The organism is Legionella parisiensis (genome assembly GCF_001467945.1).
In the GTDB taxonomy this organism is placed as follows: domain Bacteria; phylum Pseudomonadota; class Gammaproteobacteria; order Legionellales; family Legionellaceae; genus Legionella; species Legionella parisiensis.
In genome coordinates this window covers 1,527,725-1,553,678 of the sequence record NZ_LNYQ01000013.1, presented here as the reverse complement: position 1 = coordinate 1,553,678, position 25,954 = coordinate 1,527,725, and the positions used below count along the sequence as shown (strand labels likewise).

The following is a 25,954-nucleotide window of genomic DNA, read 5'->3' as shown; positions in this document are numbered from 1 at the left end:
TACAAATAGATTATGCAAACATCTGAATAATTGCTTGGTTCCATTCTTTGGGTTGTTCCAAATTAGATAAGTGCCCTGAATTAGATAAAATAATCAGTTGACTATTTTTTGAGAGTGAATGCATATCAATGCTTTGTTGCGCGGAAATTACATTATCTAATTCGCCAGTAATAATCAGGATAGGTAGTTTTGTCGTTGCTAATACAGCGGATGTAGAATTACGAAGTGCCATCCCACGTAATGCAGATGCAATTGCAGTCGATTTTTGTAACGTTAGAATATGATGGACATAATTTTTGGTTTGTTGTGATGCATTAGACGAAAGAGCCTTAGACATAAATCCATTAACTAGATTCTCTGTCCCATTTTCAAGTACATCAAGTGCCGTTTTTTCGCGAGTAGCTTTCGTTTCCGGACTATCTGCAATAGATTGGGTATTTGAAAGTACTAATCCTAATGTTTGATTAGGATATTTATCCAAAAACGCAAGTGCAATATATCCTCCCATTGATTCCCCACCAATGATGGCCTTATCGATTTTTAAATAATCTAATAACTGTTTTACCTCATCAGCATATTCAGTCATAGGAATTTCTTTTCCATCTACACTGGAAGATTCACCAAATCCCCATAGGTCAAGAGTAATTACACGAAAATAGGCTTTAAGTTCTTCTTGTTGAGGCTGCCATAATCGCTGATCGGTTGGGAATGCATGAATTAATATAAGGGGCTTTCCTCCACCTATGTCATTATAAGAAATAAATCGCTTCATATGAGAAAGAGCAATGGTAGATGCCAGAGCACTATTACTATAAAAACAATATAAAATAGCGATTAAAGCATAGAGGAAAGAGAATACTTTATTCATTAATTACTCCATTAAACGAGACGCGCAACTTCGTGTTTCGCTAAAAAGGAGGCGTAACAGAAATCAAGTTGATTGATTGAAGTTACACCCTAACTGCGTCTTTACTTTGTTAATCAGGCAAAGACATTAAACTTGCATTGCCTCCTGCTGCAGTAGTATCCACAGTATAAGTTCGCTCGTGACACAGTCGAACGAGATAGTTAGGACCACCTGCTTTAGGACCGGTACCTGATAATCCTTCTCCACCAAAAGGTTGTAAGCCAACAACAGCGCCTATCATGTTGCGGTTTACATAACAGTTACCTACATGAATATTTTTTCTTATGTATTCTACTGTTTCATTAATACGACTATGAATGCCTAGAGTTAATCCATAACCAGTCGCATTAATTTGTTCAATAACTTTATCCAAATCTTTTCGTTTAAATTGAATTACATGCAGTACTGGACCAAAAACCTCTTTTTCTAACGCACTAATATGATTAATAGCAATCGCAGTTGGAGGCATAAAATATCCAGACTCCAATGCTTCATCTAATGGGCATTGGTAAATAATCTCAAAACGCTTTTTCATATTATCCACATGTGTTTTTAATGTCGATAAAGCCTCGCTGTCAATTACAGGTCCTACATCAGTCACAAGCCAGCGCGGATCACCTACGACTAATTCCGCCATAGCTCCTTTTAAAAGTGCAATGGTTCTTGGATAAACTTCTTCTTGGACAAATAATACACGTAGTGCAGAGCATCTTTGCCCAGCACTACCGAAGGCTGAGTTGACTGCATCGACTACAACCTGCTCCAGCAAAGCTGAAGAATCAACAAGCATCGCATTTTGACCACCAGTTTCAGCAATTAATGGAATAATTTCTCCACCTCGTGTTGCGAGGGTGCGATTAATAAGATTCGCCGTATCGGTTGAACCAGTAAATAAAACCGCTTTAATTCTTTTGTCAGCAACCAATGCAGCACCAATTGTTTCACCTGGGCCAGGAAGTAATTGTATGACACCTGTAGGTATTCCTGCTTGGTGCATTAATTTTACCGCATAAGCAGCAATTAGCGGCGTTTGCTCCGCAGGCTTTGCAATAACACAATTACCTGTTACCAATGCGGCAGCGACCTGACCTGTAAAAATTGCCAAGGGAAAATTCCATGGGCTTATGCAAAGCACTATACCCCGTGGATGTAAACTCAGTTCATTTAACTCTCCTGTATAACCTGTTAAACGTAACGGAGCAGCCAAAATTTGCTGTGCTTGCACTGCGTAATAACGGCAGAAATCAATCGCTTCACGCACTTCTGCAATGCAGTCACTCATGGTTTTACCTGCTTCAAGGCAAGCTATGGTCATAAGTTCTGCTTGATTTTCTTCTAATAAATCAGCAAAGCGATTAAGGCATGCTACCCTTTCTTTAACAGGCATACCTGACCATATTGGAAAAATTTGCTCAGCCTGTATCAATGCGTATTCTACATCATCCAGTGATGCAATTTGGACTGAGCCTACAATATTTTCAGTTTGTTGGGGTGACTTAACTTGTTGTTTTTCACCTTTAAGTATTGGATTTCCTGCGATCATTGGTCCTGAAGCCCATTGCTGCAGTTTGATTCGTCCCATTTTTTCTTGTAAATGAGCACACTCAGTACGATCACTAAAATCAAACCCCTTAGCATTTTTTCTACTGGGTTGAAAGATATCTTCAGGTAATGGAATATTTTGATTCATCTTATGCAATAAAGATTTGGCTTTTTCCACTGGGTCTTCAACTAAGGTGCTAATTGGTGCATTATCATCAACAATACGGTTTACAAATGAAGAATTTGCTCCATTTTCCAGTAGACGGCGTACTAAATAAGGAAGTAAATCTTCATGGCTTCCTACTGGGGCATAGATACGGCAAGGAATTCCATGGCGTGCTGCTGGTACTATCTGTTGATAAAGTTCATTGCCCATTCCATGCAAACACTGAAACTCAAAATCGCGATAATCACCGGTAATATTTAAAATCATTGCTACAGAATAGGCATTATGAGTAGCAAATTGAGGATAAATTGCATCAGTCATGGTTAATATTTTTTTCGCACATGCCTGAAAAGAAACATCTGTAAAAACTTTTCGGGTAAATACAGGATACTCTTTGAAGCCCTGCATTTGTGTTTTTTTAATTTCACTATCCCAATAGGCGCCCTTAATCAAGCGTACCATAATTCGACGTTGCTTTCTTCTTGCCATAGCAGCGACCCAATCCAATACATAAAAAGCTCTCTTTTGATAAGACTGCACTGCTAAACCAAAACCGTTCCATCCATCCAAACTTTCATCATTGAATACTCGCTCCATCACATCAAGTGATAACTCCAGGCGTTCAGACTCTTCAGCATCAACAGTTAAAGCAATTCCATAATCTTTTGCTAAACGAGCAAGGGCGAGCAGCTTAGGCGGTAATTCCTCCATAACTCGCTCATGCTGGCTCTCATTATAACGTGGATGCAAAGCAGAAAGTTTTATGGAGATACCGGCACGCTTATATACATCAGAATTCTTATCAGACTGCTTGCCAATAGCTTCAATTGCTTCTTTATATGCTTCAAAATAACGTGACGCATCGATAGAGGTCAGCGCTGCTTCTCCTAACATGTCATAAGAAAAGCGGTACCCTTGAGCTTCCCTTTTTTTAGCCCGGTTTAACGCCTCATCTATAGTTCTTCCTTTGACAAATTGTTTGCTCATAATTCGCATCGCTTTATCAACTGCTGTTCTTACTACAGCTTCACTACTGCGATTAACGAGTTTCATTAACGATTTAGTTATCGTTGTTTGAGCTTTTTCCGGAGTAAGTATTTTACCTGTGAGCATCAGCGCCCAAGTCGTAGCGTTTACAAAAAATGAATCGCTTTGACCTCTATGAGACCTCCAGTCACCGCCCGATAATTTATCTTTGATTAGATTATCAATTGTTGCACTGTCAGGAACACGCAATAACGCTTCAGCCAAACACATGAGCGCAATCCCTTCGTCACTGGATAATGCATATTCAGTTAAAAATGAATCAATACCTGTGCTTTTTTTTCGTTCAGCGCGAACGGATTCAACTAATTTTGTTGCACTATTCTTAATATCTATTAATTGCTGTTGCCCTAATGCTGCTTTGTCACAAAGCTCTGTTATCAATGATAACTCATCAACACGATAAGCGTGATTAATAGCAGCTCGTATGCCTTCAGGTAATTGTATGATCTGCTTTTCCAGCATAGCATTCTCCGAAATCAAATCTATAACTATTCGTATCTATTCAACACATTTCAAAATCTTAGTGAAAAAATAAATTTGGGTTCAGATTGACCAAAAGACATTGAAAAAGCTCAGCCTAGAGAACTATGCTAGCATTTTTCAGCATGCTTTCGTTCAAGCAGAGCCAAATATGGCTTTTCAGTGAACGGTGCTGAATAGTACCTATTCTTTTTCCCCTTCCTCTCTTGAACACAAAGGAGTACAAGTCAATGCTGGGTTTAAAAGAGATTAAAAACTAACGCCAAGTATAATTTAGAGCCATTTAATTTGCTATAGAGTATGGCATTTATCAGCTGTAATCGCAGAGATTATACCTAATTTCAAACATTTTTTCTGTTTTTTATTTATTTTATTTAAATATTTATTAATCTATTTGTTTAATTGTTAATACCTGATATAGGTCCAAATATACACAGCTAGACTCATGATTTTACTAAAATTTCCCCCATATTCGTTCAAGCCACTGAATTGAATAATATTTTCCCCCATTGATCAAATATGGCCCTTATAATTTTACAATTACATGAATTGTTAATATAATCACCATTTTTTTGACGAATTATAAACGGCGATTTATATGAAGAAAGGAGAAGTATGAACACCCTATTAACTCTAATCTCAACCGTAATTTTAACCAGTAATATAACTTCCAGTGCACCTTCTTTTGCAGCAAGAGCTGAGGCAGATATCAGTACTCAACTGCAACATCTGAGTAATAAAGCACCGCAATTAAATAAGAATGTATTACGTCTCGCTTTAACTGCATATAACAATGCGAGTAAAAAGGGGGCTGTGAAAAAACCAGTCCTTACGGTAATTGATTATTCTTTGCCATCAAATAAACAGCGTATGTGGGTATTTGATCTGCGTAGAGAGCGCCTCTTATATAATACTTATGTTGCACATGGTAAAAACTCTGGTGTGAATAGAGCAAGTCATTTTTCTAACATTCCTTCAAGTAAACAATCAAGTTTAGGTACTTACATTACAAAAGATACTTACATAGGACATAAAGGATATTCACTTAACTTGCAGGGCTTGGATAAAGGTTTTAATGACAATGCATTAAGTCGACGAGTTGTAATACATGGCGCATGGTATGTAGAGCCTAATTTTATTAAGCAAGCCGGTCGTGCCGGACTATCTTGGGGCTGCCCTGCTATTGCTCAAACTTTGGCAAAACCTGTAATTAATACAATTAAAAATGGTTCTGTAATATTTGCCTATTTTCCCGATAAAAGGTTTCTGTCTAAATCAAATTATTTAGTAGCATAAAAAAAGCCAGGGTCAAAACCCTGGCTTCGCAGTCATCCGTATAAGAACTTCCAGTTCCTATGATCATCCATGATAAAATCATATCCGTATGATTACAATTCCGTTTGCTTGACTTATATCCTTACAAGTCATGGTTAAAATGTAGCAATAGAAAACAAGAAGCGCAAGGACAGTTAAGGATTCGTTCCACAATTTATCTCGAGCAAACCAAAAGCATATTTATAAATTATTAATTAAAAACAATGAGTTAATTTAATCTGATGAAATTGACGTCAAAAAAATAGCCATTATCCTTAACTGAATTGAGAAATATCTTACAAGAAATCGAGCAAAAAAATGATATAACCTACCATTAGAATACAAAACCGGAATTTATTCAGAACGACTTATACTCAACCTGAGATTAAATAACCAATTATCACATAGAATACTTTTTATTCCGCTGTGTCTCCAAGATGGAGGCATACCAAAATAAATTTGAAATCCTTTAGTTAGTTAGCAAAAGACATGAAAACTGAAACGGGCACAATATTTGTCAACACCTAATTTACTAAATCATTCTATGAAGCATAAAGTATTCTTTAAGCAATGCTGGATGTCCGAAAATTATAGCCCCATGTAGGCGTAGTGAAGAGGATGCAGAAATCTGCCCTTCATTTAAATAAAAGTGATAAAATGAGTTTGCGGAATGAATTCACAATGTAGAATTCAAAATTAAATGAACAAGTTATACATTAACTTAAGGGTTACCTCAAAAAAAATTACTTAATATCCTTAAATAACCAGTGTAATCACTATGTTTCGTTATAAATGCTTGATTATGTCAGGAGATATGGTAATTTATTCTGCATCTAGATCACGCTTTAGAGCAATATGATGGACAAACAACCGTTAACTGCAGTAAAAAAAGATAAGTTACTTGTGATAGATTGGCTTATTGAACATTTCCCAAATGCCTTTTTTAAAAAGGGAACTCAGATTAAGCCCCTAAAAATTGGAATATTTGATGATATTATCGATTTTTACGAACGACTAGACTCCCCTCCTTTCAGCAAAAAATCACTGAGGGAAGCGATAAGCTATTATAGTGCATCACCAGCGTATCTAAATTGCCAAAAAGAAAATGCAGCACGAATCGATATTTACGGGAATGAAGTAGATACGGTAACTCAAGAACAAGCTAAATATGCTCATCAACGTTATTTAGAGCGTTATAATAAGAAGAAAATTTCGGAAAAAAATAGCAGCAGCCAAGGTGACGCGTAGCGGAAACCCTGCAGCGCATCCAAGTCATAAACTATAGCAGTAACACTCTTCCCAGTCGGTTGAACTGTATGCTGCTATTGTAGAGCCATTAAATAGTTGACCCTAACGTCAGATCCTAACGAAGCCTTCCTCAAAAAAGGATTATAATCCATTCCTTTCAAATCAATTAAGTTGAAATCGAAAGGACGAGCCATGGCAAGCAGTTCACTAGGTTTAATAAACTTTTTATAGTCATGCGTTTGTCTGGGTAATAAATTCAGAACATATTCTGCGGCAATAATCGCAGTGGCATATGCTTTTATCGTTCGACTGATTGTTGATACAAATAAAAAGCCCTGTGGTTTGAGTAGTCGTCTGCAATGCTCAAAAACCAACCCAGGATTTTCTACATGCTCCAACATTTCCATACAGGTAATTACATCAAAACTTTTCTCTTTATATGCTTCAATCGAAGTACATAAATAGTTAATGTTCAGATGATTAATATTTGCATGTTCCTGCGCTACGCAAATTGCTTCAGATTCTGCGTCTATTCCAGTAACTCTTGCCCCTGACCGTGCCATAGATTCAGATAAAATGCCGCCACCACATCCAACATCCAAGACATTTAGATCAATTAACTCAACATACTGCTTAATAAAATCAAGTCGTGTTTCATTAATGTCATGAAGAGTTTTCAGAGGTCCTTCAGTGTCCCACCATAAGTTAGCGTGCTGTGCAAATTTATTAATTTCTTGAGGATTAACAGTTGATTCAATATTACTCATCTTGTAATAAGTCCAGAGGTTTAAAAAAATCGATAACGTGCTGATTGGTGATAAAACTTATATTATAGGGATGTTCCGCGATAAGTCCTATAGGTAATTTATCTTGTGCAACAGTTTCTGCAATTTTACCTAATAAAATGAGCTGAATAGTAGGCTTTATTATAGCCAATTGCTCCAAAAGGCTTTGCATAAAGGGTTTCCATTGACGAGCATGATAAGGAACTTTACCTTCACTATAAACTAACGAGGCATTGAGCAGCAAAATACCTTTATTCATCATTCCTTCAAATAATTGTCGTCCTGTTTGTATTAAAATACTCTTATTCACTAGCGCAATATTGGCTTGCGATGTATTGGAGTCCAAATCACCACGTGCAACAAGCAGCATTTTAATCAAATTACGTAAGGAAGTCGCCCTATTAACTTCTTTGCTTAATCCATTCGAACTCCATAAATTGCCGACTGAGTTATCCCAGAAAGCATATCCATTCGCTGAGTCCTTGCGTGGGTAAGGTGATTCACCTAATAGAATATATTTGGTTTTTGATAATGGCAAACTAAAAGCTGCGAATAATCGATCCTCCCCTGGCAACCAATATCTGTCATTCATTAACTGATGTAGATAATCTTGATCCATAGTTTTTAATGCTTTGAATAGAATTTCTTTCCAATCAGAATGACAATTATTTAAAAAGGAATGATGTTCCATTTTTATGCCCGGCAAATAAAAATCTAATGACACTTCCACTCTTTCCCCTTTTTTCTTATAATGCGCTTAATTTACACAGATATATGGCAATTGATGAGCACTAGTGTAAATACTGAAGATAACTTGACCAGCGATGCAATACATAATCGTAACTGCTATGCTTATTTTCTTCAATTAAAACCTGTACTTCATACCCAAAGCCAATTTTTCACTAAACTTCTACCAGAATTTGCCAAATTAAATGCTGTAATGGGGCAAGAATATGATGAAAATTACCCTTATGGGAATTTATATTCAGCTTGTATCGCTTCTTTGGAAGAATTTATTGATAGCAGTCCAACAGAAAGAATTAAGGAGCTAGATGATTTAGTCCTGGCTATTTATCACAATGACAACAAGATCCTTGAAGAGTCTTCTGCATGGATAAATGTTATTGACTCGGAAATCCGTCCTCGACAATCAAATACCGCAAAAAAAATTCAAAATAGAATAAAAGATACAAAAAGGAATATTAATCGATATTCCCCAAATGACTCAGAAGGAATTTATCGTCGCCTTTATTCTTTATTTGCAAATAACTTTAAACCTCAATATGAAACTAATCTACCAACAATAAAAAATTTTTCTTATAAAAAAAGAATAGATGCAACAGAGTATCGTTTTAGCACGCAAGCCCAACGGCATAATGGAAATACCCGTATAAGCCCCTTATTCAGACGTTGGTTACAAATTAAAGCTGAACAAACCGATCCTACTCAACCCATATGTCATATCTATTTTAATAATCTTGCATTAGATCGAAGCGATTATGATATCGCGGGCTCCAAAGAAAGAGACCTGACACTAGAACTTCATAAACTTGAAGACGATCCAAACCTTAAAACACTTGTGATTACGCTTCCAGCCTATGAAGGATTAATGGATCCATCTGATTATGTAATAACACACGACCAGCTATCTCCACGCTCTGTATTTTATGAGTTTCTGGATATTGCCCGAGAGAAAGCAAAGAAAGAAACCATTTCTGATTTCAGAATTAGTCCCAAGGCGAGAACCCTATTATTTGGGACCTCTGAAAATGAAGAAATAATTTTGAAAAAATTACTTATGAAGAGTTTTCATGCACAAGGACTTGCTAACAAACATTTCATTTCTTCTGCAGAAAAACAAGCGGTTTGGGTACACTTCATTAAATATGAACTGACCAATTACATACTTAAAACAATACAGCCTAAAAGCTTTAATTTTTCATGCAAAGATGCAATAGATCGTGGCGCCCTATCGTCTACTTATTATAACTTGATTAAATCCTTTAAATTAGAACAACCAATAAACAAAGAAGAGTTTGAACGTTCTCTTGATGCACCCGCCGCCAATGTCAAAGGGAGGGGTATGAATTTTCATCGAAAAATCATCTGGAATGCATTAAACACCTATGTCAATGCAAATTATTCTCAATTAATTACTCATGAGAAAAAATCATGGTTAATCTATTGGCGCGATATGAATTGCCCTAAGATACGGACAGAGAAGCTTCTCAGAATCAGGCTCAAACAAACCATACAACAATTTCAGGCATTACCAAAAGAAAAAAACAACATCAAAAAGACAGGACTGCATTTGTTAGATATTGTGAAAGAGCTCCATGATAAAAAGGCAGGCGGTAAAAGACTTCTACTTGAAGTAGTTTCACGAACATCCGAACTCATACATACTTCATCTGAAGAGTCGATTGAAAAATATAATAGTTTGGCCAATGAATTAAAGGTTAATCATCCCTCATTATATGTTATTGTCGGTATCATGGAAGTATTGTTAGGCTTTTTACTTTATATTCCGTCCCTTAGTTATTCAGAAAAGCTAATTGAACATGGAACTGCCACAACAAACACAGGCTTTTTTTATCATCGTAGAACAGAATTAAGCGACAAAATGCTTCATTTTGCATCAGTTTCAGCATCCCTTGGAGTCTAAAAAGTACTTTTTATAATCAATACTACAAACCCAGGTAGATAAGTTGCATACAGCAAATTGTTTTAAATAACTCTATTGGAACAAATTTTTTACTTGCTTATTGATGCTTTTGTGGTTAAAAATAGAATTTACAGGGAGATTCTTAAACACAGGGAGCAGGTGTTATGTCTACTAATGAACTAGAACTTGATGTAATTATAAAGAATGAAACAAACCCTCCTACTACAAATAGAGTGGTTGTGGAAAAAGCTTTATCGCAGATGAATTTTTCTGATGCAGCAAAACAATTATTGTTAGACCCAGATTCATCTAAAACTGATCTTGATAGTTTGCAAAGCATCGCTTTAACTCAAGAACATTTATCACAAGTCAAAAAAAGTTTAGGCGCTATAGTGGATAGTTTACAAGATAATCCAAGTCTTATTTCACGTGCTGCTGCGTTTTGGGGTGAGTTGCCCCTTTGGCAAAGAATCGTAGGGGGGGTTGCCATATCAGGACCAACCCTAATTATAGGAGCTGCAGCTCATATTGGATTTCTAGTAACGATTAGTGGTGTAAGCGTTTTAGCATACACGACAAGTGGTATTGTTCTGGATGACCATCATTACCATACCAAAAACATTGCTCAAAAATTAAAAGAAGGAATTTTTGGAGTTGCAGAAATTCTTGAACTGACTATTGGAGCATTAGATTCAATTCGTAAAAAATTAGCCACTGAAATAGATAAGTTTAAAGAGGAAAATGAAAAGCTTGCTAAAAATATTACACGACTTAACGAAGAAGTTGAAACGTTAAGCACTCAGGTGGAAGTTTATATTGAAACTGAAAAATTACTTCGAAGGAATAAGGAAGATCTTGAAAAAATAGCATCATCGCTTAAGCTCGATCTGGATAAGCAAAGTGTGCAATTTGAAGCCAATCAAAAAGAGCTTGAAAAAGTTCGAGATTTACACTCAAGAAGCTTATTGTTATTGTCTCAAAAAACTTCTGAGTTATCAGAAGTTAGAAAATCTATGGGAGTTGAAGTAGAGAAGGCAAAAAGCATAGCCAGCACATTAGAGGGCACTGTAAAAGCGCTCACCAGTGCGGCGATTAGTGACTCCAGTCAGCGACAAGCTTTTCACGAAAAATTAGATGCTTTTTTAATGGATAAAACAACTAGTTTTGACCAAGTAGCAGAACGTATTAGTAAAGCAGAGTCTGAACTTTCTGAGGTAAAATCCGAATTAAAAGCCAGTACAGAGCGTTTTAATAAGCTATTAGAACTCCAGGAAAAACAACTCCAACGTTTGCAGGGCCTTGATCGGCGTGTAGACATCTGTGTCCATCCAGAATTACACCCAACTAAAAGCGAAGAGCAGGTAAAACATGAAGGATTACTTAGTAAATTCGGAATAATGGCCCTTCCACAAATATGGCCAATAAATAACCCGGCGCCCAAACAAAATCCACAATCGTCTCCAATACTTTAAATAATAAATTTTAAGTTTCAAATTCAAATTCCTCCGAGTCTAAGTATTCGGAGGACAGGATTTACTAATCTCAATATAAATTCCAATCTTTTTTTCTTCGTTGTACAACTTGGAGCATGCATTGTTAAGTACATTAATTTCAGCTATTCTGTATTTTTTAGTTATAAGTCCATATGCCAGCAGTGATTAAACCATACAATAAACTGATAAATATAATAAAACATAATCAGGAAACAATGGTGAAGCAACTTTACCAGTTTTGTGAGATTAATTCTGGGACAGCCAATTTGGCTGGATTGGCGCAAATTACTGATCTCTTGCAAACTGTCTATAAGCCTATAGCTGATACAATCCAGGAAAAAAAACTAAATCCCTTATCTGTTATTGATATGTCCGGCAATACAATAACGCAAAACTGTGGATCTGCTCTATTCATTAGAAAACGACCACACTTGAAACGACGGGTTTTACTTTGCGGACATATGGATACTGTTTATGCAGCAGATAATCCATTTCAAGAATTAAAGTACGTCAATGATAATTGCATTAATGGACCTGGCGTTACTGATATGAAAGGCGGGCTCATTGTGATGTTACAAGCCTTATCCGTTTTTGAAGGCAGCGAACATGCAGCTGAGCTGGGCTGGGATGTTTTAATTAATGCCGATGAGGAAATTGGCTCACCTGCATCCAGCATGCTTTTCGATGAGTTGGCAGCGAACTATCAAGCAGCTTTAGTTTATGAGCCAGCGATGACACCATGCGGTACTTTAGCTAAAAACCGCAAAGGCAGTGGTAAATTGACCCTTATTGCAACAGGAAAAGCCGCCCATGCGGGGCGAGATTTTTCAGAAGGACGAAATGCAATTTCTTACCTAGCTGAGGCAGTATGTGCTGTACATGCCCTTAATGGGAAACGTGATGGAGTTACAATTAATGTAGGTAAAATTGCGGGTGGCGAGGCACTCAATGTGGTTCCTGACAGAGCAGTGGCACAGATTGATATCCGAATTAGCCTACCTGAAGATGAGTTTTGGGTACAAACAGAACTGGATAAAATTATTTGCCAATTAAAACGTCAGGGTTACTCTTTAAATGTTCACGGCACTTTTGGCAGGCCAGTAAAGCGTATATGCTCGGGCACAAAACGCCTATTTCATCGTATTCAACATTTGGGACAAGAGCTTGGTTTATCAATAGATTGGAAAGATAGTGGCGGCTGTTGTGATGGAAATAATTTGGCCCAGCATGGCTTACCAGTTATAGACACACTTGGAGTCAGAGGTGGTAATATCCATAGTGCCGAGGAATATATACTGCTTGATAGTTTGTCTGAACGCGCATCACTCAGCACCCTACTTTTGCTTGACTTAGCTCAAGGTGGCCTAGAGGAGCTAAAAAATGATGTTATTTCGTAGTGCTCGCAATACAGATTTAGATGCTATTCATCATTTGGCTGAGGAAAGTGGTATAGGACTAACAACGCTCTCTAAAGATAAAAAAATATTAGCAAAACGACTTCATTGGTCCACTGAGTCATTCCATAAAAGTGTGGAAAAACCCAATAATGAATATTATTTATTTGTCTTAGAGAATCCCAAGAATAAAAAAATAATAGGTGTTTCAGGAATTGAATCATGTACTGGACATGAGAGTCCTTTTTATTCCTATAAAATCTCCAAACGTACGCGAATTTGTCGTTCATTGGATATACGTAGTGATTATGAGGTTTTAAGTCTGGTAAATGATAATCAGGGGCGAAGTGAAATCTGCACTCTTTTTTTAGAGCCTAAGTATAGAAAACATAAAAATGGTTTATTACTTTCTAAAGCCCGTTTCCTTTTTATCGCACAGCATCCTAAACGTTTTGCTTCGACAGTCATTGCTGAAATGCGCGGAATCTCAGATAAAAATGGTATATCACCTTTTTGGGAAAATGTAGGAAGTCATTTTTTTCATATGTCTTTTGCAGAGGCTGATCGACTGACCCTGACAACCGACAAACAATTTATTGCAGACTTAATGCCTCGTAACCCCATATATATTAAATTGCTGTCTCTTCAAGCCCAAGCAGCGATTGGTCAACCTCATCCTTCGACACAAACAGCCATGAACATTTTATTAAAAGAGGGATTTCGCTATAACAAGTATATTGATATTTTCGATGCAGGCCCCACGCTTGAAGTACCTCGCCTAAAAATCAAAACTATAGAGTTAAGTCACCTTGTAACGATTAAAAATATTAGCGATGAAGTAAGTAGCACCAATTACTTATTATCAAATACTCAATTAGATTTCCGAGCAACAATTAATAGCGCTTTGGTTAATAAAGAAAAAAATACGTGCATTATCAGTAAAAATACTGCCAATCTTTTGCAAGTCACTTGCGGAGATCAACTGCGAGTTGCTCCTTTACAACTTAATGTGGGAGAGTTGAATGGCTAAATCGCCTGTAATTCATGGTAAAGGACATTATATTAATGGCCAATGGATAAAGGGAAATGGGACTATTCTAGAGTCGATAAATCCTGGTTATGGCACGTTACTTTGGCAGGGCAACAATGCCACAGAACAAGAAGTTTCTGCTGCATGCCATGCAGCGCAACAAGCACTTTTCTCGTGGTCCTCGCTTGATTTTGAGGTGCGTGCACATTATACCCAAAAGTTTTCCCAGCAAATTGAAAAGAATCGTGACCACTTGGCGCACTTAATCGCAATGGAAACAGGAAAGCCATTATGGGAGTCACAGACTGAGGTCAATGCAGTTATAGGAAAAATAAATTTATCAATTCAAGCTTATCATGAAAGAACATGGACAAAAATAACTCAAACAACTGAAGCAAATAGCTGCCTACGCTTTAAACCTCATGGTGTTATAGTCGTTCTTGGTGCATTTAATTTTCCAGCTCATTTAAGCAATGGACATATAGTTCCTGCTTTGCTAGCAGGTAATACTGTTCTTTATAAGCCAAGTGAACACTCACCTGCAGTAGCGGAATTCATTATGCAGTGTTGGCATGAGAGTGGTTTCCCTTCTGGGGTCATCAATTGTTTGCAAGGCGATGCCACCTGTGGGACGGCATTACTGACGCAAGACATTCAAGGCGTCTATTTCACAGGAAGCTATATGACAGGTTTACGAATTCACCAACATTTTAGCAATAAACCCGAAGTAATTTTAGCTCTTGAAATGGGGGGAAATAATCCTTTAGTCGTTGATGAGGTCACTGATCTCAATGCGGCTGTTTATCATACCCTGCTGTCTACCTTAATTACTGCGGGACAACGCTGTACATGTGCACGACGTGTCATTATTCCTGACTCACAGCAAGGTGATGAATTCTTAAATCGTTTCATTCAAACATGTTCATCAATTAAGGTCGCACCTTTTGATCAAAAGCCAGAACCATTTATGGGGCCAGTTATTAGTCATGAACAAGCTCATAAGCATATTCATAGCCAAAAAAAACTGATTGAGTTGGGTGGTGTTTCTTTATTACCCATGAATTTAATTGCTGAGCGCACAGGCCTGTTATCACCTGGTATTATTGATATGACTCATATTATAAATCCCCCAGATGAGGAAATTTTCGCACCATTAGTACAGATATACCGTTATACTCACTTTGAACAAGCAATCAATCTGGCCAACCAAACCCGCTATGGTTTGGTTGCGGGTTTATTCAGTAATAATGAGCAACATTATCAACAATTTTATCACCATGTTCGAGCTGGATTAATTAATTGGAATAGACCCACCACTGGCGCAGCTAGCAGCCTTCCTTTTGGCGGAGTTGGATTAAGTGGAAATCATAGGCCCAGCGCTTATTTTGCTGCGGATTATTGCGCTTATCCAGTAGCCAGTATGGAGCAACCTTCTTTAACGATGCCAGAACACATTTTACCTGGTATTTATTGAGAAAGTATCTAGCTGCTCTGGATAGAGCGTACTAAGCCCCACACGTTGCAGGGTAAATATAAGACGGAAGATTAAAATGAACGTTTATGAATTAAACATGGATGGCCTGGTTGGCCCTACTCATAATTATGCAGGACTTGCACCTGGTAATATCGCATCTTCATATAATGCATTAGCAGCTTCCAATCCCCAAGCAGCTGCCCTGCAAGGATTGGATAAAATGCGCTTGCTTCATAAAATGGGTCTAAAGCAGGGCTTACTTCCACCCCACCAACGCCCTAATCTTAAATTACTTCATCAACTCGGTTTTTGTGGTACACCTAAAGAACAAATTAATAAAGCTTTTAAAACAGCTCCAGAGCTCCTAGGGGCTTGCTATTCAGCATCCAGTATGTGGTCAGCCAATGCTGCTACTGTTTCCCCTAGCACTGATACACAAGATCATAAAGTTCACTTTACTGCTGCAAATCTTGTAAGTAATTTGCACCGACACCATGAGGCTGATTTTTCAAAAAAAATACTGGAGTTGATATTTGCAAATCCATCTTATTTTCATCATCATCCTATTTTGCCTCGGTCAATTATTACAGGTGATGAAGGTGCTGCAAATCACAGTCGTCTTTGTCAAAAACATAGTCAATCTGGAATTCATCTTTTTGTCTATGGGAAAAAAGCTCTCGGAAGAGATCAAACTCAAGCTGGACCAATAAAATATCCGGCACGACAGACTCGAGAGGCATCTGAAGCAATAGTTCGTCAACATCAACTATCAGAAAACCAAGTTGTATTTGCTTGCCAAAACCCTCTTGCTATTGATCAAGGAGTTTTTCATAATGATGTGATATCTGTCGCCAATGAATCAGTTTTTTTGGTTCATGAGCAAGCCTTTCTTCAACAAAACTCCATACTTAAAGAGTTAAGTGAAAAAGCCCCTTTTTCTTTAAATATTATTCAGATTTCACAAAAAGAGCTTAGTGTCACCGATGCAGTTGAAACGTATCTTTTTAATTCGCAAGTTATCAGTTTAACGAATCAAAATTCCATGATCCTCCTGGCTCCTGTTGAGTGTAAAAATAACCCTCGTGTGCAGGCATGTATTGAGCGAATATTATATGATGAATCCAATCCAATTAACTCAGTCTACTTTCTTGACTTGAAACAAAGTATGCGCAATGGTGGTGGCCCAGCATGCTTGAGATTGCGTGTTCCCTTAAATGACGAAGAACTACAAGCCATGCACCAGGGTGTATTAATTAATGATGAACTATTAAGCATCTTAGAAAAGTGGGTATTAAAGTACTATCGCACGGAGTTAGTTGCAACAGACTTAGCTGATCCTCAGTTGATTGAAGAATGTTTTACTGCTTTGGATGAGTTAACTCAAATTTTAAGACTTGGATCAATTTATCCCTTCCAATTAGAGAAGACACGCTAAAATGTGGAGAACAAAGTTAGGTAAATGCATCTATACCTCTCCCTCAGGTTATAAGGTATACCAAAATGCCTGTTATCGTTGGTTAACCTTAGGTAGTAATGCGCTACAGACTGTTATTAACCGTCATAAGCCCCAGAAACCCATTTTGTACTATCTTCCAGCACTCACATTAATGGCCCGAAATAATCCAGGAACTATTTGTATGCTAGGATTGGGTGGTGCAGGAATTGCATTAATGCTAAAAGACTCCCCTCTAGTTGCTGTAGACAATAGCGAAGAGGTCATTGAAATAGCTAAACGTTTTTTTATCATAGGTCGCTTAAAAAATTTAGCAATTATCCACGAAAACGCGATGGATTATGTACAGCAATGCAAGACAAATTTCACTCATCTCATTGTTGATCTATATAATGCGAATCATTTTCCACCGGAATGTGCCAATGATCATTTTTTTGTCTTATGCAAAAGGATAATAACTGAAGATGGATTTTTGGCTCTCAATTTAGCCAATATAAAAGAACAATATCCAATTTTTCAATTTGTCAAAAATCAATTTAACCATACCCTAGTTATTCCAGTAAGAAAAAGCGCCAATATAATCATACTTGCATCCAAAAGCAAAAATAAAGAGCAATTCATGAATAAAATAAAGGAAACAGGAGCATTTAAGCGAATTATATGGGTTGATTCCTGGGGTTATGTAGGGGATTACAGACAAACTACTTGGCAGCGATTAGCAACTTATTTTAGGAGAAAATAAAGCATTAAACAGCAGGATTCGGTGATCTGTATCAAAGTCCTTAAAATATATATAAATGTCGTTTATAGTTTCCAAATCAAATATAGTACCTTTACCTTCTTGGATTGAATGCGACATCCTTTCTGGATACAGAGAACAAAGGGTTACTTATTATTACCTAGCATAAAATCTTCAAATATATCTATTATCAATCCAAATGATCTCACATTACACAATTTATGATGAAGGTATACTAAATATTTTACGTTATAAAGAGCTCTCTAAAATTCCTCCTCACGAAGTGGAGGAATTTTATGATGAAATCACAGAAAGTATAGGTGCGAACACTGTTTTCCTTATAACCCCCTCTGTAAAAGCCGATACCAAGGAAGAGGACGAGAAGGAAATAGACTGGGGGAAAGAGGAGGATAATTCTCAATCCATGAGGAATTATAAAATAACTGCAGGATTTAAAGACGATACTTCTGCAGTGAATTCATTGAGCGCCTTCATTTCTTTGGAAGGTTTAAATAAACTATATACGGCGAGCCCTCCAGCTACGGCGCCCAATGCCGTACTTGATGAAGCAACAGTTAATGCAGCAGTATAACCACTTAGAATTCCGGCAAAAAAAGCGCCTGGACCGGCCCAGCAACTACATGCAACTCCAATTGTAAAACCAATTAATGCAGTAACAATGAGAGCAGCTGCTGCTGCAGCAACCGAAAGTACTACATGAAGCACATTAGGATGTTGACAATCCAAAATATCTTTACAATTATTTGTAAAATCATCGATTGCTTTCGCTTTGTGCAATGGGGTAACACTGGAATTATTAGTATCAACAAATATAACTCTCGATAGTTTAAATAACTCTTGATTAATTGAAAGTTTTTTCCTATCGGGTAGTTCTTTTAAACTCTCTAACAACCTGGCTTTCGCTTCGCCCCAAAGAGAATATTGTTTTAACTTACACAGCTGGGTAATTATAGAAAATAGCTCATTTACATTATCTCCATTTTTGGCTGATGTAATAATAAAGTGAGCAATCTCTTTTGATTTGATTTTCTTAAATGCATTCAAGTCAGCTGTCGCCAAATCCGATTTGGTCCCAACACAGATAATAGGAGCATTAGGAGCAAATTCGCGAAACTCTTGAATACTTTTATTAAATTCTTGCTCATTAATTACTTCAGTCAAATCAATGCAAAATATGCCTACATCAGCTCCTTTGTAAAATACAGAGCTCATCCCTTGAAATCGTTCATCCCCTGCTGTATCCCATAAGTTCACTGTATTATCGGAAGCAATTTCTCGAGTTAAAAAATCAGCACCTACAGTAGAACCAGGTTCATATTGAAACTCAAATTTTTCCTGTAAAGCAATGCGACGATTAAGCTGCGTTTTACCACCTTTATATTTACCAAAAAAAACTACCTTGTATCGCATGAGGAACCTCAAAAAATTATTGGTTTGGTATTTAATCGGATCAACAAATTTCCCTGTTTCGATTTATAAATAAGCTAGAAAATTCAATGCGCTGTTTGAGAACGTTGAAGGATAAAAATTACATAAGGGTGATTGTTGCTTGAGGCCATTTGCTTCAAGCAACAATTTGACTTAAATTTCCATTAAGTCTTTTTCTTTTTCGGCTAATAATGCATCTATTTCCAGGATGTATTTATCAGTCAATTTTTGAATGACCTCTGTTGCTCTACGCTCATCATCTTCTGAAATAGTCTTATCTTTAACCAGTTCTTTTAACTGATTATTAGCATCCCTTCTAATATTACGAATAGAAACCTTTCCTTGTTCGCCTTCGTTACGGACAACTTTGATTAGTTCCTTTCTCCGTTCTTCAGTTAATGGAGGCATAGGGACGCGAATTGCAGTACCTGCTGTAGCAGGATTCAAACCCAAATCAGAATTCAAAATTGCCTTTTCTATAGCTGATACCAGCGATTTTTCCCAAGGAGTTACTAATATTGTTCGCGAGTCACTGGCAGTAACATTAGCAACTTGATTTAATGGAGTCATGGTTCCATAATAATCAACTTGCACATGATCCAGCAAACCAACATTTGCTCTTCCTGTACGAATTTTTGTTAGATCCGTCTGTAATGATTCAACGCTTTTTTTCATTCGCTTTTCTGAATCTTGCTTAATCTCATTAATCATGATTAGCTCCGACTATAGTTCCTACGCGTTCTCCAGATACAATTCTTCTCAATGCATTAGGTGCCGTCATATCAAAAACCTGCAAAGGCATACCCTGATCTTGACAAAGACATATTGCAGTTGAGTCCATCACTTCCAGGCCTTGAGTTAAAACCTCAATATAAGTCAAATAATCATAACGTTTGGCATTAGGATTTTTAAAGGGATCTTCCGAGTAAACACCATCAACTTTAGTTGCTTTTAAAACTACATCAGCACCTATTTCAATAGCTCTTAAACAAGCAGCCGTATCAGTAGTGAAAAAAGGATTTCCCGTTCCTGCTGCAAAAATTACAACCTGTCCGGTTCGCAAGTGTGTAATTGCTTTACGTCGATGATAAGGGTCAACTACACCAAGCATAGGAATGGCTGACATAATACGTGCAGGCATATCAATACGCTCCAGAGCATCTCGTACCGCTAAAGCATTCATCACTGTAGCCAGCATACCCATATGGTCACCAGTTACACGCCCTACTCCTGCTTGAGAAAGTGCCTTACCACGAAATAAATTACCACCACCTAAAACGAGGCCAACCTCAACGCCCATCTTGATTAATTCGGCGATATCCTTAGCCAATGTATCCAAGACCGAAGGATCAATACCAAATTGTGATTTGCCCATAAGGGCTTCGCCACTATACTTTAATAAAATACGTTTATATTTTAATGGGTGACTTTCATTCATCATGTACGAACCTGAGCCATCACTTCTTCAACAAAGTTATCTTCTTTTTTTTCTATTCCTTCACCAACTTCGTAACGGATAAAAGACAGAACCTCAGTATTCTTTTCCTTTAAAAGCTGTCCCACTTTGATATCAGGATTTTTGACAAATGGTTGACCCAATAAGCTGACTTCATCAATAAATTTATTGATCCGGCCCTCAATCATCTTATCGATAATTTCTTGTGGCTTACCACTTTCTTTTGCCTGAGCAGTAAAAATTTCACGCTCATTTTCAATTGCTTCTGCAGATACTTGATCTTTGCTTACTACGATCGGTTTACTTGCAGCAATATGCATTGCGATGTCTTTGGCAAGCTCTTCATCACCGGTTTTAAGCGCAACCATAACGCCAATTCGTGAGCCATGTAAGTAGCAACCGATTACTCCAGTATCACAATGCATGCGCTCCAGGCGTCTTAATTTAATATTTTCACCAATTTTCGCCACTAATTCCTGGCGTGCCTGCTCTACAGTACTTCCAGAAGAAAGAGTAATAGCAGACAACGCGTCAATTGTGGTAGCCGAGCTGTTTAATGCAGCTTCTGCAGCTTTATTAGCAAAGTTAGTAAAGTTTTCATCACGCGCAACAAAATCTGTTTCGCTATTAATTTCAAGCATCACCGCACTGTGTCCATCGATAGAACGTGCAATGATAATTACACCCTCAGCAGCAACACGATCTGCTTTTTTATCCGCTTTTGCCTGTCCTGCTTTACGCATTTCAATGATTGCAGCCTCTATATCACCATTGGTTGCTATTAGAAACTTTTTACATTCCATCATGCCCGCACCGGTACGCTCACGTAACTGCATGACTAAACTTGCACTAATCGACATTTCATTTCTCCGTATAGCAAAAAGGGGGCAAATTAAGGTGTTCAAACACCTGGGCCCCCTGTATTTTAAATTTTAATTATTCCCCGGCTTTTTCTGCATCACTAGTTTGTTCAACCACTTCTACAAATTCAGCATCAGATGAAGAGCCTACTCCAACTGTGTTACTGCCTTTGGCATCTAAAATTGCATCAGCAATACAACGGACATAAATATCAACTGCTCTCATAGAGTCATCATTGCCAGGAATAATGTAATCAATGTTTCTTGGGCTATTGTTGGTATCAACAACACCAATAACAGGAATCTTTAACCGATGAGCTTCTTCAACAGCAATGTGCTCAAAGCCAACATCAACAACAAACAGAGCATCAGGCAAGCCGCCCATGTTTTCGATACCCCCTAAACCTCTTTCTAGTTTCTCTAGTTCACGTGTCAGCATTAGTGCTTCTTTTTTGATCATTCCGTTAAACAGTCCCTTTTCTTGCATTTCTTTCAACTCTTTTAAACGAAAAATAGACTGACGCACTGTTTTATAGTTGGTCAACATACCACCTAACCAACGATGATCAACGTAAGGCATACCACAACGTCTCGCATGTTCACGAATACTGTCTTGTGCTGCCCTTTTGGTACCTACAAATAGAATTTTTGCTTTGTTTGATGCTAATCTACCAACATAATTCACTACGTCGCTCAGCATCACCATTGTCTTTTCAAGGTTGATAATATGGATTTTGTTACGAGATCCAAAAATATACTCACCCATTTCAGGATTCCAGAAACGTGTTCTGTGTCCAAAATGAGCACCTGCTTCGAGTAATTCACGCATACTTATATTCATTATTTATCTCCAGGGTTAGTCCTCCACGCTTCCCATACGAAACCCTCCAGGGACCCATTCGTATGTGTCGAAACGTGTGTGTATTTAAAGCGCGACCTTTATACCATGTTTGGCGAAATTCATCAATCGAATTTAACTCCAAATCATTTTTTTTATATTGTGCTAAGCTTTTTTTAAGGACTCCCGATTAATTTGTAGGAGTCTACAAAAACTGGCTTTTTATGTGCGGTAATTTATTGAAACCAAAATAAAGAAAAAAATGTATCAATATAATCCTAACTTACATGTAAAAATCTGGTTAAGCAATAACCCAAATGTATTTATGAATTTGGAAAATCAAATTCGTCTTATTGAAATGCGGGAGAAAAATCCTAACGATACGATTCATTTGATATATGATTCTAAATTAATTACACCGACCTCTGTAAATGCGCTTCATGAATTTTGTAAAGAACATCAAATTATTTCAATTGATGCCCATACAATTGATGCATCACTTGAATCAGATAACGAAAGAAAATTATATAATTTTTATAAAGAAGAAATTAACAATTTAAAAACGGGCGGAAACTTGGCTGTTGCAAGTGATATTTTAAGATGGCTATCACCGATATTTAAAAAAGGTACTTATACAGACTTTGATTTTCCGATTGATACATCTGCTCTTCCCAAATTAATTACAACTGAAATGCCTATGTTACTAAACATTGGCAGTTTAAAAATGGGTAAGAAGGAATTCATACTGGCAAATAATGATTTTGTGGCGATAATAGACGCAAGCGCTGCGCAAAAAGAGATCGAACGGGTGCAATGCGGACTTATCGCCAGATTAACTCATTATGATACCGATTTTATTGAACGAACGGAAACTGAATTAAATGAAGACAGCTTTATAAATCGTCATCTTCTAAAATTTATGAAAAATCGTTCTGAATCTCTTTATATAGCAAAATCCAAAGAAATTATTCCACCGGATACATCAGGCTCCTCCTTAAAAATTAGAGCATATATTATTGAAGTAATGAAAGATAAAAACAAATTTTTAAATTTTAACAAAATCACTCCTCAAGAAAGTCATGATGAGGTAATAAAGAGATTGAGAAAAGACCTTCATACTCAGCTAAACCTGGTGAAATATCTTTTTTTTAGCAAAGAATATTCTTTTATTAAACGTATTTTAGAAAAAAATGATGATAAGTTTTTAGCTTATTTAATGAAAAAAGAACGAGATCTTTATCTTAAATCAATCGTGGTATGCACTACAGGCCCAATACAAATATCGAATGCATTATTCAATGGCTATGTGGTGGATACTGATAAATTTATCAGAGAAATTCAGCCAATCTCTTTTAATCATTATGGGTTGCAACATGCTTTTCGCTCACAAAACTCGATTCCTTTACATGAGAATGTTTTGGGAATGCTCAAGTTTCTTGGTGTTAATGAGGGTGAATTAAATGACTCTTCATGGTTGGAGTCTGGAAAAAAATTGCAGGCCTCGCGGACAAAATTGCTGGCTACACGTCAAAAAGAACTCGCGATAAGCCTGCCTCTTTCTTTTTGCACAATAAAAAATGATGTGGAAACATATATCCAAAAAATGACAAAAATTCCTTATCGATCTTTTTCTAGTGAGGAAAAATATACACTTACAGACGATCTTGAACTTATATTAAGTTGTTTTAATCAAAAAAATGAATTTAATATTCTCCAATTTAAAAAGATCTTACTTAGCATCCATCATCACGATGTATATACACAAAAATTAATCGGAGATCTCAGAAATCTCTGCCATGAAGCGATAATTTTTAATCTTGCAAAAAATAAAAAAATAAAATTAGATCTGCCTTCTCATATAGAGCAATCTTAAGATTTTTTTGATTTTCAAATTGATAAGATAAAAAGTAGCTAAGTTCTGTATTTATTAACTCTATAGACTATACTCCATTAGAGCATTAGCAGAGCAAAAATAATTGGCAGGAACATGGGGGAATGGATAATGAATAAAAAATTCATCTTGTTATCAATAATCGTATTGGGACTGCTCTTGGGTCAACCAAGCTTTGCATGTATTGGAGATTCAAAACAATGTAACCCCCATCGTCGATTTGATAGGTTAGCACAAGAACTCAATCTTAATGCGGATCAAAAAGCCAAACTTAAAGCATATCGAGAAAAAGCCAGGTCTTCTCTCAAAGAAAACTATGCTCAACTTAGATTACTACGCAATCAAATAAATTCCTTACTAAAAGCTGAGAAAATTGATGAAACAAAACTTGATGCTTTAGTAGAAAAAGTAAATAGGATAAAAGGCTCTATGTTAAAAACGAGAATAATAATACAGCATCAAATGTTTGCACTTTTAAACGATAGGCAAAAAGCTAAATTTCTCGAATTAAAAGAAAAATGGTTTCTAGACCATAACTAAATTCGACTTGTCTATTTTTCTGTGATTACTTTTTATAGCCTGGGCTAAAAAACACCAGGCTATAATTGCCCTACATTAAACACATTATTACTTTCGTGTGGCAACTGCTTTAAAATTTATAGTAACTTCATCCTTTATTTCACTTGTACTCGACCAATCACCTTGCCCAATACCAAAGTCTAACCGTTTTACTGTGGTTTTTCCTTCAACAACCAAATGATTTTTAGGTGACTCTATTGCAGTAAAGGTAAGTGTTACGGGAACTGATTTATTTTTTATAGTTAGTGTTCCAGCGGCCTCATAATTTTTATCATCCTTTTTACTGAATTTAGACGACTTAAACTCAGCTTTTGGGAATTCCTTAGCATTAAACCAGTCAGGGCCAAGTAATATTGAACTTATTTCTGCATAGGAAGTAGTAAGTGAGTTGATATTCACTACTACGTCAACTGTACTGTCTTGATAATGTTCGGGATCTGCAGCTATTGTTGCAGTAAATTCTTTAAAAGACCCCGAAACAGGAGCATTATTTTGTGTTGCTGTAAAGATTATACTGCTTTCATTTGGAACTAGTGTCCATTCAGGTAAAGAAGCCGCATAAACACTATTCAAGAAAAATAGAAAGAAAAAGATCTTAATTATTTTCATGGAAACATTCTCCTTAATATATCATCCTTGTTTATAAAATGATGCTTTAAAGCAGCGCCTGTATGAAGACATATTGCAGCAATCAGTGCATAACCTAACCATTCATGGACCCATTCAAATAAAACTCTATTACTTTCGTCAGGAGCTATAAGATTAGGTAAAGTGAATAAGCCAAAAAATGAAGCAGGCAAACCTGCAGCAGAAGTAATTAACCAGCCTGTAATTGGCATTGCAAACATAAACACGTAAAATGCCCAGTGCATACTACGTGCAGCAATTTTTTCCAGCCAAGGTAATGCCAATTCAGGTTGTTCATTGCTTAGTCGCCAAATAATTCTAAAGATCGCCAAAAAAAGAACTAAAAAACCATACTCTTTATGCCATCCATAGAATTTCAGTCGCTCTGTATTCCATGGTAAAGACACCATATACAAACCAAGAATCAACAATCCAATAATTAATAAAGCAATTATCCAATGAAGTATTATAGTAACAATACCAAAATGGGATGAACTATTTTTGATTTGCATAAAAT

The 25,954-nt window shown here is 36.8% G+C and carries 22 protein-coding genes; 11 read left to right on the top strand and 11 right to left on the bottom strand.

Annotation, left to right across the window (positions count from 1 at the left end):
- Positions 1-10: 10 nt before the first annotated feature.
- Entirely contained in the window at positions 11-868 is an 858-nt protein-coding gene (locus Lpar_RS12980; protein WP_058518322.1) for an alpha/beta fold hydrolase, read from the bottom strand.
- Positions 869-977: 109 nt separating this feature from the next.
- Positions 978-4,124 (bottom strand): bifunctional proline dehydrogenase/L-glutamate gamma-semialdehyde dehydrogenase PutA, encoded by a 3,147-nt coding sequence (putA, locus tag Lpar_RS12975; protein WP_058518321.1) that lies wholly within the window; start codon positions 4,122-4,124, stop codon positions 978-980.
- Between the two features lie 633 nt (positions 4,125-4,757).
- Between putA and Lpar_RS12970 the strand changes: the two genes are divergently transcribed.
- Both Lpar_RS12970 and Lpar_RS12965 read left to right on the top strand, forming a co-directional pair.
- Complete coding sequence (locus Lpar_RS12970; protein ID WP_058518320.1) at positions 4,758-5,438, top strand: murein L,D-transpeptidase catalytic domain family protein; 681 nt, start codon at positions 4,758-4,760, stop codon at positions 5,436-5,438.
- An 876-nt stretch (positions 5,439-6,314) separates the two neighbouring features.
- A complete protein-coding gene (locus Lpar_RS12965; RefSeq protein ID WP_058518319.1) occupies positions 6,315-6,704 on the top strand; it encodes a ProQ/FinO family protein in 390 nt (129 codons plus the stop codon).
- 74 nt (positions 6,705-6,778) lie between these two features.
- Here the strand turns inward: Lpar_RS12965 and ubiG are convergent, their stop codons facing one another.
- Together ubiG and Lpar_RS12955 are read right to left on the bottom strand one after the other, a co-directional pair.
- Entirely contained in the window at positions 6,779-7,471 is a 693-nt protein-coding gene (ubiG, locus tag Lpar_RS12960; protein ID WP_058518318.1) for a bifunctional 2-polyprenyl-6-hydroxyphenol methylase/3-demethylubiquinol 3-O-methyltransferase UbiG, read from the bottom strand.
- Positions 7,464-8,180 (bottom strand): uracil-DNA glycosylase family protein, encoded by a 717-nt coding sequence (locus tag Lpar_RS12955; RefSeq protein WP_172465793.1) that lies wholly within the window; start codon positions 8,178-8,180, stop codon positions 7,464-7,466. Before Lpar_RS12955 ends, ubiG begins: the two co-directional genes overlap by 8 nt.
- 93 nt (positions 8,181-8,273) lie before the next feature.
- On the opposite strand from Lpar_RS12955, the gene Lpar_RS12950 reads away from it, so the two are divergent.
- The 7 genes from Lpar_RS12950 to Lpar_RS12920 all read left to right on the top strand — a co-directional run bounded on the left by Lpar_RS12950 (position 8,274) and on the right by Lpar_RS12920 (position 17,740).
- Entirely contained in the window at positions 8,274-10,154 is a 1,881-nt protein-coding gene (locus Lpar_RS12950) for a hypothetical protein (RefSeq protein ID WP_058519275.1), read from the top strand.
- 164 nt (positions 10,155-10,318) lie between these two features.
- Positions 10,319-11,626: a LegC2/C7 family Dot/Icm T4SS effector gene (locus Lpar_RS12945; protein WP_058518316.1), complete on the top strand. Its 1,308-nt coding sequence runs from the start codon at positions 10,319-10,321 to the stop codon at positions 11,624-11,626.
- Between the two features lie 173 nt (positions 11,627-11,799).
- Positions 11,800-13,044 carry a hydrolase gene (locus Lpar_RS12940; RefSeq protein ID WP_420324263.1) on the top strand — a complete coding sequence of 415 codons (1,245 nt, stop codon included), beginning with the start codon at positions 11,800-11,802 and terminating at the stop codon, positions 13,042-13,044.
- Positions 13,028-14,071 carry an arginine N-succinyltransferase gene (locus Lpar_RS12935; protein WP_058518314.1) on the top strand — a complete coding sequence of 348 codons (1,044 nt, stop codon included), beginning with the start codon at positions 13,028-13,030 and terminating at the stop codon, positions 14,069-14,071. The genes Lpar_RS12940 and Lpar_RS12935 overlap by 17 nt, the downstream gene beginning before the upstream one ends.
- Positions 14,064-15,545, top strand: a complete 1,482-nt coding sequence (gene astD, locus Lpar_RS12930) for a succinylglutamate-semialdehyde dehydrogenase (RefSeq protein ID WP_058518313.1) — start codon at positions 14,064-14,066, stop codon at positions 15,543-15,545. Before Lpar_RS12935 ends, astD begins: the two co-directional genes overlap by 8 nt.
- A gap of 76 nt (positions 15,546-15,621) precedes the next feature.
- Positions 15,622-16,980 carry an N-succinylarginine dihydrolase gene (gene astB, locus Lpar_RS12925; protein ID WP_058518312.1) on the top strand — a complete coding sequence of 453 codons (1,359 nt, stop codon included), beginning with the start codon at positions 15,622-15,624 and terminating at the stop codon, positions 16,978-16,980.
- 1 nt (position 16,981) lies between these two features.
- Positions 16,982-17,740, top strand: coding sequence for a spermidine synthase (locus Lpar_RS12920; protein WP_058518311.1), 759 nt, complete (start codon positions 16,982-16,984; stop codon positions 17,738-17,740).
- A 429-nt stretch (positions 17,741-18,169) separates the two neighbouring features.
- Here Lpar_RS12920 and Lpar_RS12915 read toward each other — a convergent pair whose 3' ends face one another.
- From Lpar_RS12915 to rpsB, 5 genes are all read right to left on the bottom strand, one after another.
- Positions 18,170-19,168: a Rab family GTPase gene (locus tag Lpar_RS12915; protein WP_058518310.1), complete on the bottom strand. Its 999-nt coding sequence runs from the start codon at positions 19,166-19,168 to the stop codon at positions 18,170-18,172.
- A gap of 171 nt (positions 19,169-19,339) precedes the next feature.
- A complete protein-coding gene (frr, locus tag Lpar_RS12910) occupies positions 19,340-19,897 on the bottom strand; it encodes a ribosome recycling factor (RefSeq protein WP_058518309.1) in 558 nt (185 codons plus the stop codon).
- On the bottom strand, positions 19,890-20,627 hold the full coding sequence (pyrH, locus tag Lpar_RS12905; protein WP_058518308.1) for a UMP kinase: 738 nt from the start codon (positions 20,625-20,627) through the stop codon (positions 19,890-19,892). Before pyrH ends, frr begins: the two co-directional genes overlap by 8 nt.
- Entirely contained in the window at positions 20,624-21,502 is an 879-nt protein-coding gene (tsf, locus tag Lpar_RS12900) for a translation elongation factor Ts (protein WP_058518307.1), read from the bottom strand. The genes pyrH and tsf overlap by 4 nt, the downstream gene beginning before the upstream one ends.
- A 76-nt stretch (positions 21,503-21,578) precedes the next feature.
- Positions 21,579-22,346, bottom strand: a complete 768-nt coding sequence (gene rpsB / locus Lpar_RS12895) for a 30S ribosomal protein S2 (RefSeq protein ID WP_115341236.1) — start codon at positions 22,344-22,346, stop codon at positions 21,579-21,581.
- 256 nt (positions 22,347-22,602) lie between these two features.
- Here rpsB and Lpar_RS12890 point away from each other — a divergent pair, with 256 nt between their 5' ends.
- Both Lpar_RS12890 and Lpar_RS12885 read left to right on the top strand, forming a co-directional pair.
- Positions 22,603-24,213: a glycosyltransferase family 88 protein gene (locus Lpar_RS12890; RefSeq protein ID WP_058518305.1), complete on the top strand. Its 1,611-nt coding sequence runs from the start codon at positions 22,603-22,605 to the stop codon at positions 24,211-24,213.
- Between the two features lie 129 nt (positions 24,214-24,342).
- Positions 24,343-24,771, top strand: coding sequence for a Spy/CpxP family protein refolding chaperone (locus tag Lpar_RS12885; protein WP_058519274.1), 429 nt, complete (start codon positions 24,343-24,345; stop codon positions 24,769-24,771).
- Between the two features lie 87 nt (positions 24,772-24,858).
- Here Lpar_RS12885 and Lpar_RS12880 read toward each other — a convergent pair whose 3' ends face one another.
- Together Lpar_RS12880 and Lpar_RS12875 are read right to left on the bottom strand one after the other, a co-directional pair.
- Entirely contained in the window at positions 24,859-25,419 is a 561-nt protein-coding gene (locus Lpar_RS12880; RefSeq protein WP_058518304.1) for a YceI family protein, read from the bottom strand.
- On the bottom strand, positions 25,416-25,949 hold the full coding sequence (locus Lpar_RS12875; protein ID WP_058518303.1) for a cytochrome b: 534 nt from the start codon (positions 25,947-25,949) through the stop codon (positions 25,416-25,418). The genes Lpar_RS12880 and Lpar_RS12875 overlap by 4 nt, the downstream gene beginning before the upstream one ends.
- Between the last annotated feature and the right edge of the window lie 5 nt (positions 25,950-25,954).

What these genes read in the sequence shown, in the direction of transcription:
- Lpar_RS12980 (WP_058518322.1), bottom strand. Translation starts at nt 868, where the DNA reads ATGAATAAAGTATTCTCTTTCCTCTATGCTTTAATCGCTATTTTATAT.
- putA (WP_058518321.1), bottom strand. Translation starts at nt 4,124, where the DNA reads ATGCTGGAAAAGCAGATCATACAATTACCTGAAGGCATACGAGCTGCT.
- Lpar_RS12970 (WP_058518320.1), top strand. Translation starts at nt 4,758, where the DNA reads ATGAACACCCTATTAACTCTAATCTCAACCGTAATTTTAACCAGTAAT.
- Lpar_RS12965 (WP_058518319.1), top strand. Translation starts at nt 6,315, where the DNA reads ATGGACAAACAACCGTTAACTGCAGTAAAAAAAGATAAGTTACTTGTG.
- ubiG (WP_058518318.1), bottom strand. Translation starts at nt 7,471, where the DNA reads ATGAGTAATATTGAATCAACTGTTAATCCTCAAGAAATTAATAAATTT.
- Lpar_RS12955 (WP_172465793.1), bottom strand. Translation starts at nt 8,180, where the DNA reads ATGGAACATCATTCCTTTTTAAATAATTGTCATTCTGATTGGAAAGAA.
- Lpar_RS12950 (WP_058519275.1), top strand. Translation starts at nt 8,274, where the DNA reads ATGAGCACTAGTGTAAATACTGAAGATAACTTGACCAGCGATGCAATA.
- Lpar_RS12945 (WP_058518316.1), top strand. Translation starts at nt 10,319, where the DNA reads ATGTCTACTAATGAACTAGAACTTGATGTAATTATAAAGAATGAAACA.
- Lpar_RS12940 (WP_420324263.1), top strand. Translation starts at nt 11,800, where the DNA reads ATGCCAGCAGTGATTAAACCATACAATAAACTGATAAATATAATAAAA.
- Lpar_RS12935 (WP_058518314.1), top strand. Translation starts at nt 13,028, where the DNA reads ATGATGTTATTTCGTAGTGCTCGCAATACAGATTTAGATGCTATTCAT.
- astD (WP_058518313.1), top strand. Translation starts at nt 14,064, where the DNA reads ATGGCTAAATCGCCTGTAATTCATGGTAAAGGACATTATATTAATGGC.
- astB (WP_058518312.1), top strand. Translation starts at nt 15,622, where the DNA reads ATGAACGTTTATGAATTAAACATGGATGGCCTGGTTGGCCCTACTCAT.
- Lpar_RS12920 (WP_058518311.1), top strand. Translation starts at nt 16,982, where the DNA reads ATGTGGAGAACAAAGTTAGGTAAATGCATCTATACCTCTCCCTCAGGT.
- Lpar_RS12915 (WP_058518310.1), bottom strand. Translation starts at nt 19,168, where the DNA reads ATGCGATACAAGGTAGTTTTTTTTGGTAAATATAAAGGTGGTAAAACG.
- frr (WP_058518309.1), bottom strand. Translation starts at nt 19,897, where the DNA reads ATGATTAATGAGATTAAGCAAGATTCAGAAAAGCGAATGAAAAAAAGC.
- pyrH (WP_058518308.1), bottom strand. Translation starts at nt 20,627, where the DNA reads ATGATGAATGAAAGTCACCCATTAAAATATAAACGTATTTTATTAAAG.
- tsf (WP_058518307.1), bottom strand. Translation starts at nt 21,502, where the DNA reads ATGTCGATTAGTGCAAGTTTAGTCATGCAGTTACGTGAGCGTACCGGT.
- Lpar_RS12890 (WP_058518305.1), top strand. Translation starts at nt 22,603, where the DNA reads ATGTATCAATATAATCCTAACTTACATGTAAAAATCTGGTTAAGCAAT.
- Lpar_RS12885 (WP_058519274.1), top strand. Translation starts at nt 24,343, where the DNA reads ATGAATAAAAAATTCATCTTGTTATCAATAATCGTATTGGGACTGCTC.
- Lpar_RS12880 (WP_058518304.1), bottom strand. Translation starts at nt 25,419, where the DNA reads ATGAAAATAATTAAGATCTTTTTCTTTCTATTTTTCTTGAATAGTGTT.
- Lpar_RS12875 (WP_058518303.1), bottom strand. Translation starts at nt 25,949, where the DNA reads ATGCAAATCAAAAATAGTTCATCCCATTTTGGTATTGTTACTATAATA.